Genomic DNA, 6,080 nt, shown 5'->3' with positions numbered 1-6,080 from the left:
GCGGCGGCCGGGGGTGGCGCGGGTGCCGGGGCGGGCCGCGCTGGTGCGGCTGGCCGTGGCGGGGACGAGGGCGCCGCACCCGGCTGGTTGCAGGACACCGTACGGGTGACGACCTGGCCGCTCGGTAGTCGCTCGCGGGTGCGCCGCAGGTAGCCGTGCGACTCCAACTCCCGCAGGGCGGCGGCGATGCGGTACTCGCTCTCCGGGAAGCGGGCCGCGAGGAACTTGATGCCGATCCGGGACCTGGAGGGCAGCGACTGGATGTGGACGGCGAGCCCGATCGCCAGCAGGGACAGGTCCCGGTGCTGGGCGAGGTGGTTGCCGACCACGGTGTACCGGCTGGTGTGCCGGACGTTGTCGTGGACGACACCGGATCGGGTGGCGCGTCCGGGAACGGCGGACGAGGCGCGCGAGGGCGCGCTAGAGTTCTGCTGAGCCATGGGGAAGGTGCTACTTCCTCGTTGGTCAGACCCTCGTCCGGGATCGTTAGTCCCGGCGGGGGTCGTCTCATATTTTGGGTTGTCGCGGCGAGCATATGCCCGCCAACCCGCCCGAAATCCAGCCCAGTTGGCAGAGATCACCCTTGTGGGTGACGGGGGACTGGAGGGGTAGGGAGGGGTATTTCCCTCCGTCTTTAAGAGCGTTACTTAAGAGCTTTGATGTCGTGGCCCGCCGCGTCGCGGTCACCGAAGTCGCGGCCCGCCGCGACGCGGCTGACCGGGTCGCGGTATTCGCGATCCGGTGGACAGCGCGGCCGCGGCGACCGGACGCTAGGTACGGGTACTCATGTGCGGGGGGCCAACTCCGGCCTAGAACAGACCTATTGGGTGTCCGACGTGGGTAGGGGAACCGGTGCGGATCGTCAAGGCTGTTGTGTCCTGGCTCGTGTCCCCGGTGCTGCGCATCGTCACCTGGCCGTGGCCGTGGTCGCGGCGGGGCAGGGAAGAGGAACCGAAACCGCCGCCGCATGTGAGCGAGCCCGGACGAGGCGACTGCGACTGTCCACGCGAGGAGAACCGGTGCGGGGCCTTCGTGCCCTGGTACCCCGACGGGGTGGTCAAGCTGAACTGTCCCGTGTGCCGCGAGTACCTGGCGGCAGACGTCACCGGTAACTGGTCGTGTCCGGGGTGCGACACGTTCGGGCACATCGTCATCCCCCACCGCGGTTAAGCCGGGCGGGAGCGCCCAGGGCCAGCTCTGCCCACACGGTCTTGCGTGGGGTGGGGCCCGAGGTGACGCCCCAGCGGTCGGCCAGGGCCTCGACGAGCAGGAGGCCGAGCCCGGACTCGCTGTCGCCCCCGGGGCCGGGATGCAGGGGGAGACTCAGGTGCTGAAGTTCAGGGACGGAACGGCGGTGGGGCGCTCTGAAGGGGCCTTCAGTGGTCGCGCGGTCTCCGATCCGAAACAGCTCCGAATCCTTGAGCTGCGGTATGGAATGATCCGGGCCCAGGCTCTCACGCCACGGGAGTCGCTGGCCTTCGTCGAGCAAGTGCTGGGAAAGACATGATCCGCAAGACCTCAGCCGGGGACGATTCCGGGCTGGAGTGGTTCAAGAGCAGCTACAGCGACAGCAGCGACATCAACGACTGCGTTGAGGTGGCGACCACCCCCGGCGTTGTCCACGTCCGCGACTCCAAGACCGCGCAAGGCCCCCGGCTCGCGCTCACGCCCACCGCGTGGGCGGACCTCGTCGCATCCATCGCCCAGGGCTGACCTCCCGCCACACCGATCCTTGCGGAGAGTGACTCTTCCAAAGGGAAAGAGTCAATGAAGAGTCCCGGTGGCTAAGGTCCTGTCGCCTCCACTCGAACGGGGTTCGATTTCCCCCTCGACTTCAGAGGTACTCGACCAGCACAACCATCTCAGGGGGACTTGTGTCTTCGTTCGGCAGGAACCTGACACGTGTGGCCGTCGCGGGCTCCGCGCTCGCCGTGATGGGCGTAGCCGTGCCCGCCACCACGGCATCCGCCGCATCCGCGAGCGTCTGCGGCAGCGGGTACGAATTCACCGACGCCAAGCCGCTGCCCAGTGCGAGCAAGCGCCACGCGACGCTGTTCTTCTACATGAAGGGCAAGAGCGCCTGCGCGATCCTCGACAACAACACGCCCGGCGGCGCCAACTACATGGATCTGCGGATCTGGCCGGGCGACAACAAGTCGGCCGGTGATCGCGACAACGGCAAGTTCTCCCAGTACGCGGGCCCGGTGTACAGCAGCACCCTCGCGCGCGGAGGCCGCTGCGTCGGTATTTCCGCGGTGATGAGGAACGAGGCCAACACCTCGAACCTCGTCAACTGGAAGGGCGGCTACGTCTTCCACGTCGACAACAGCTCGTCCGAGTGCGCCTGACCCTCGGCTGACCGGACAGGGTGGGAGGCGGGCCCGGCATGCCACGTGCGGTGTGCCGGGTCTGCCTCACTTCGGGTGCGCGGTGGCGCACCCCGAGTTTGACCCCCGCCCCGCACCGGGTACGCTCTCCGGCTCGATTGGCCCCCGGCATGCCCCGTATGGCAGACTGTCGGGGTTGCTCGGTTGAGTGCCGATGCTGCGCGCCTCCCGCCGGGAGGACCGGAAGCGAGTCCCACAGTACTCGTCGCCTGATCTGTCGAGAGGCAGCGCTGAGGCGGACGTACGGGAATCTTCCGGGAAGCTCAGCGGGGTGCCTTCAGCCAGGCACCCGGTGGGTGTTCTTCCCCCACCGCGCGGTCTTCAGCGCCGCAGCCCCTAGCAGGGAAATCCTTCGGGAAATCCGTGTCAGTGAGACTGCGACACGCCCGACCGCGTGGGTCGGAGAAGAGTTGGTAGAACCCCTCGGGTTCCAGAGCTTTCGAGAGACAGGACTACAAAGTAGCCATGGCGGGACAGAAGATCCGCATCCGGCTCAAGGCCTACGACCACGAGGTCATCGACTCCTCGGCGAAGAAGATCGTCGAGACGGTGACGCGCACTGGTGCGTCGGTCGCGGGCCCGGTGCCGCTGCCCACTGAGAAGAACGTGTACTGCGTCATCAAGTCGCCGCACAAGTACAAGGACTCGCGCGAGCACTTCGAGATGCGCACGCACAAGCGCCTGATCGACATCCTCGACCCGACGCCCAAGACCGTTGACTCGCTGATGCGCCTGGACCTTCCGGCCGGCGTTGACATCGAGATCAAGCTCTGAGAGGCGCGGAGAAGATGGCTAAGCAGATCAAGGGCGTCCTGGGCGAGAAGCTCGGCATGACCCAGGTCTGGGACGAGAACAACCGTGTCGTCCCGGTGACCGTTGTCAAGGCCGGGCCCTGCGTCGTTACCCAGGTCCGTACGAATGACTCCGACGGCTACGAGTCGGTCCAGATCGCCTTCGGCGAGATCGACCCTCGCAAGGTGAACAAGCCCCTCAAGGGCCACTTCGCCAAGGCCGACGTGACCCCCCGCCGCCACCTGGTGGAGCTTCGCACCTCCGACGCGAGCGAGTACACGCTCGGCCAGGAGATCACTGCCGAGGTGTTCGAGTCCGGCGTCAAGGTTGACGTCACGGGCAAGAGCAAGGGCAAGGGCTTCGCCGGTGTCATGAAGCGTCACAACTTCAAGGGTGGCAAGGCGTCCCACGGTGCCCACCGTGTGCACCGCATGCCCGGTTCCATCGGTGGCTGTGCCACCCCCGGCCGTGTCTTCAAGGGCATGCGCATGGCGGGTCGCATGGGCAACGAGCGGGTCACCACCCAGAACCTGACCGTTCACGCCGTTGACGCGGAGAAGGGCCTGCTCCTCATCAAGGGCGCAGTTCCTGGTCCGAACGGCGGCCTCGTCCTGGTCCGCACCGCGGCCAAGGGGGCCTGAGGACTATGAGCACCATTGACATTCTGTCGCCCTCCGGCGACACCGCCGGGACCGTTGAGCTCCCGGGCGAGATCTTCGACGCCAAGGTCAGCATCCCGCTGATCCACCAGGTCGTCGTCGCGCAGCTGGCCGCGGCCCGTCAGGGCACGCACAAGGTCAAGTCCCGCGGCGAGGTCCGCGGCGGTGGCAAGAAGCCGTACCGCCAGAAGGGCACCGGCCGCGCGCGCCAGGGTTCGACCCGTGCGCCGCAGTTCGCCGGCGGTGGCGTCGTCCACGGCCCCGTGCCGCGTGACTACTCGCAGCGGACCCCGAAGAAGATGAAGGCCGCCGCGCTGCGCGGTGCCCTCACCGACCGGGCCCGCAACAACCGCATCCACGTTGTGTCCGGCGTGGTCGAGGGCGACATCTCCACCAAGGCCGCCAAGATCCTCATCGGCAAGATCAGCGAGCGCAAGAACGTGCTCCTGGTCATCGACCGTGAGGACGAGAAGGCCCTGCTGTCGGCTCGCAACCTGCCCCAGGTGCACATCCTGGAGCCGGGCCAGCTGAACACGTATGACGTGCTCGTTTCGGACGACGTGGTCTTCACCAAGGCCGCCTTCGACTCCTTCGTCGCGGGCCCCAAGGCCGCTGAGACCGAAGGGAGTGTCGCCTGATGGCTACGTTCCACCAGAGCATCGCCTCTAAGGAAGCCAAGGCCGCGAAGGCCGCGCGGGCAGCCAAGGCCGCCCGCCGTGCCACCGAGGGCCCCGGCCCGCAGTCGCCGGCGGAGCCGAGCAAGGTCTACACCGACCACCGCGACGTGCTCGTCAAGCCGGTGGTTTCGGAGAAGAGCTACGCGCTCCTGGACGAGAACAAGTACACGTTCATCGTCGACCCGCGCGCCAACAAGACCCAGATCAAGCAGGCCGTCGAGGCGGTCTTCTCGGTCAAGGTCACCGGGGTCAACACGATCAACCGGCAGGGCAAGCGCAAGCGCACCCGCACCGGTTTCGGTAAGCGTGCGGACACCAAGCGCGCCATCGTGACCCTCGCTGAGGGCGACCGTATCGACATCTTCGGCCAGGCCTCCTAACGGAGCGCCCTGGTCCGAATATCGGACGAGGACTGAGAAATGGGAATCCGCAAGTACAAGCCGACGACGCCGGGCCGCCGTGGCTCCTCCGTCGCCGACTTCGTCGAGGTAACGCGGTCCACGCCGGAGAAGTCGCTGGTTCGCCCGCTGCACAGCAAGGGCGGCCGTAACAACGCCGGTCGGATCACCGTTCGCCACCAGGGTGGCGGACACAAGCGCGCCTACCGTGTCATCGACTTCCGTCGCCATGACAAGGACGGCGTGCCGGCGAAGGTCGCGCACATCGAGTACGACCCCAACCGCACCGCGCGCATCGCGCTGCTGCACTACGCAGACGGCGAGAAGCGCTACATCATCGCTCCGCGTGGCCTGAACCAGGGCGACCGGATCGAGAACGGCCCCGGCGCCGACATCAAGCCCGGTAACAACCTGGCGCTGCGCAACATCCCGGTCGGTACCACGATCCACGCGATCGAGCTCCGTCCCGGTGGCGGCGCCAAGTTCGCCCGGTCCGCTGGTGCCTCCGTGCAGCTGCTGGCGAAGGAGGGCTCGATGGCCCACCTTCGTATGCCGTCCGGCGAGATCCGTCTGGTCGACGTCCGCTGCCGCGCCACCATCGGCGAGGTCGGCAACGCCGAGCAGTCGAACATCAACTGGGGCAAGGCCGGCCGTATGCGCTGGAAGGGCGTCCGCCCGACCGTGCGTGGTGTCGTGATGAACCCGGTTGACCACCCGCACGGTGGTGGTGAGGGCAAGACCTCCGGTGGTCGCCACCCGGTCTCGCCGTGGGGTCAGAAGGAGGGTCGTACTCGCTCGCCGAAGAAGGCTTCGAGCAAGTACATCGTCCGCCGCCGCAAGACGAACAAGAAGCGCTAGGAGCGGGTTTAGATGCCGCGCAGTCTCAAGAAGGGGCCCTTCGTCGACGACCACCTGATCAAGAAGGTGGACGTACAGAACGAGGCGGGCTCCAAGAACGTCATCAAGACCTGGTCCCGGCGCTCGATGATCATCCCGGCCATGCTGGGTCACACCATCGCGGTGCACAACGGCAAGACCCACATCCCGGTGTTCGTCACCGAGTCGATGGTCGGCCACAAGCTCGGCGAGTTTGCGCCGACCCGCACCTTCCGCGGCCACGTCAAGGACGACCGCAAGTCGAAGCGTCGCTGACGAGGCGGGTGCGAA

At 67.1% G+C, this 6,080-nt stretch carries 8 protein-coding genes and 2 pseudogenes; 9 read left to right on the top strand and 1 reads right to left on the bottom strand.

The genetic code is table 11. The annotated features are described in order from the left end of the window. A pseudogene (locus tag U9R90_RS13745) lies at positions 1–440 on the bottom strand (helix-turn-helix domain-containing protein); the annotation flags it as partial. Between the two features lie 863 nt (positions 441–1,303). Between U9R90_RS13745 and U9R90_RS13740 the strand changes: the two are divergent. The 9 genes and pseudogenes from U9R90_RS13740 to rpsS all read left to right on the top strand — a co-directional run. Then, positions 1,304–1,507 (top strand): annotated as a pseudogene (locus tag U9R90_RS13740) (Scr1 family TA system antitoxin-like transcriptional regulator); the annotation flags it as partial. Beyond that, a complete protein-coding gene (locus U9R90_RS13735) occupies positions 1,504–1,713 on the top strand; it encodes a DUF397 domain-containing protein (RefSeq protein WP_411056723.1) in 210 nt (69 codons plus the stop codon). The pseudogene U9R90_RS13740 and the gene U9R90_RS13735, both read left to right, overlap by 4 nt. Before the next feature lie 191 nt (positions 1,714–1,904). Continuing rightward, positions 1,905–2,348 (top strand): hypothetical protein, encoded by a 444-nt coding sequence (locus tag U9R90_RS13730; protein ID WP_411056722.1) that lies wholly within the window; start codon positions 1,905–1,907, stop codon positions 2,346–2,348. Between the two features lie 504 nt (positions 2,349–2,852). Then, on the top strand, positions 2,853–3,161 hold the full coding sequence (rpsJ, locus tag U9R90_RS13725) for a 30S ribosomal protein S10 (protein ID WP_003948644.1): 309 nt from the start codon (positions 2,853–2,855) through the stop codon (positions 3,159–3,161). Between the two features lie 14 nt (positions 3,162–3,175). Beyond that, positions 3,176–3,820, top strand: coding sequence for a 50S ribosomal protein L3 (rplC, locus tag U9R90_RS13720; RefSeq protein WP_411056721.1), 645 nt, complete (start codon positions 3,176–3,178; stop codon positions 3,818–3,820). 5 nt (positions 3,821–3,825) lie between these two features. Continuing rightward, positions 3,826–4,476 carry a 50S ribosomal protein L4 gene (rplD, locus tag U9R90_RS13715; RefSeq protein ID WP_411056720.1) on the top strand — a complete coding sequence of 217 codons (651 nt, stop codon included), beginning with the start codon at positions 3,826–3,828 and terminating at the stop codon, positions 4,474–4,476. Then, positions 4,476–4,895: a 50S ribosomal protein L23 gene (gene rplW / locus U9R90_RS13710; RefSeq protein WP_411056719.1), complete on the top strand. Its 420-nt coding sequence runs from the start codon at positions 4,476–4,478 to the stop codon at positions 4,893–4,895. The genes rplD and rplW overlap by 1 nt, the downstream gene beginning before the upstream one ends. Before the next feature lie 39 nt (positions 4,896–4,934). Beyond that, a complete protein-coding gene (rplB, locus tag U9R90_RS13705; protein ID WP_411056718.1) occupies positions 4,935–5,771 on the top strand; it encodes a 50S ribosomal protein L2 in 837 nt (278 codons plus the stop codon). 12 nt (positions 5,772–5,783) lie between these two features. Continuing rightward, entirely contained in the window at positions 5,784–6,065 is a 282-nt protein-coding gene (gene rpsS, locus U9R90_RS13700) for a 30S ribosomal protein S19 (protein ID WP_156722913.1), read from the top strand. The last annotated feature ends 15 nt before the right edge of the window (positions 6,066–6,080 follow it).

This window comes from Streptomyces sp. E11-3, assembly GCF_046540415.1.
Classification (GTDB): Bacteria; Actinomycetota; Actinomycetes; order Streptomycetales; family Streptomycetaceae; genus Streptomyces.
This window is presented reverse-complemented; position numbering and strand designations above follow the sequence as displayed.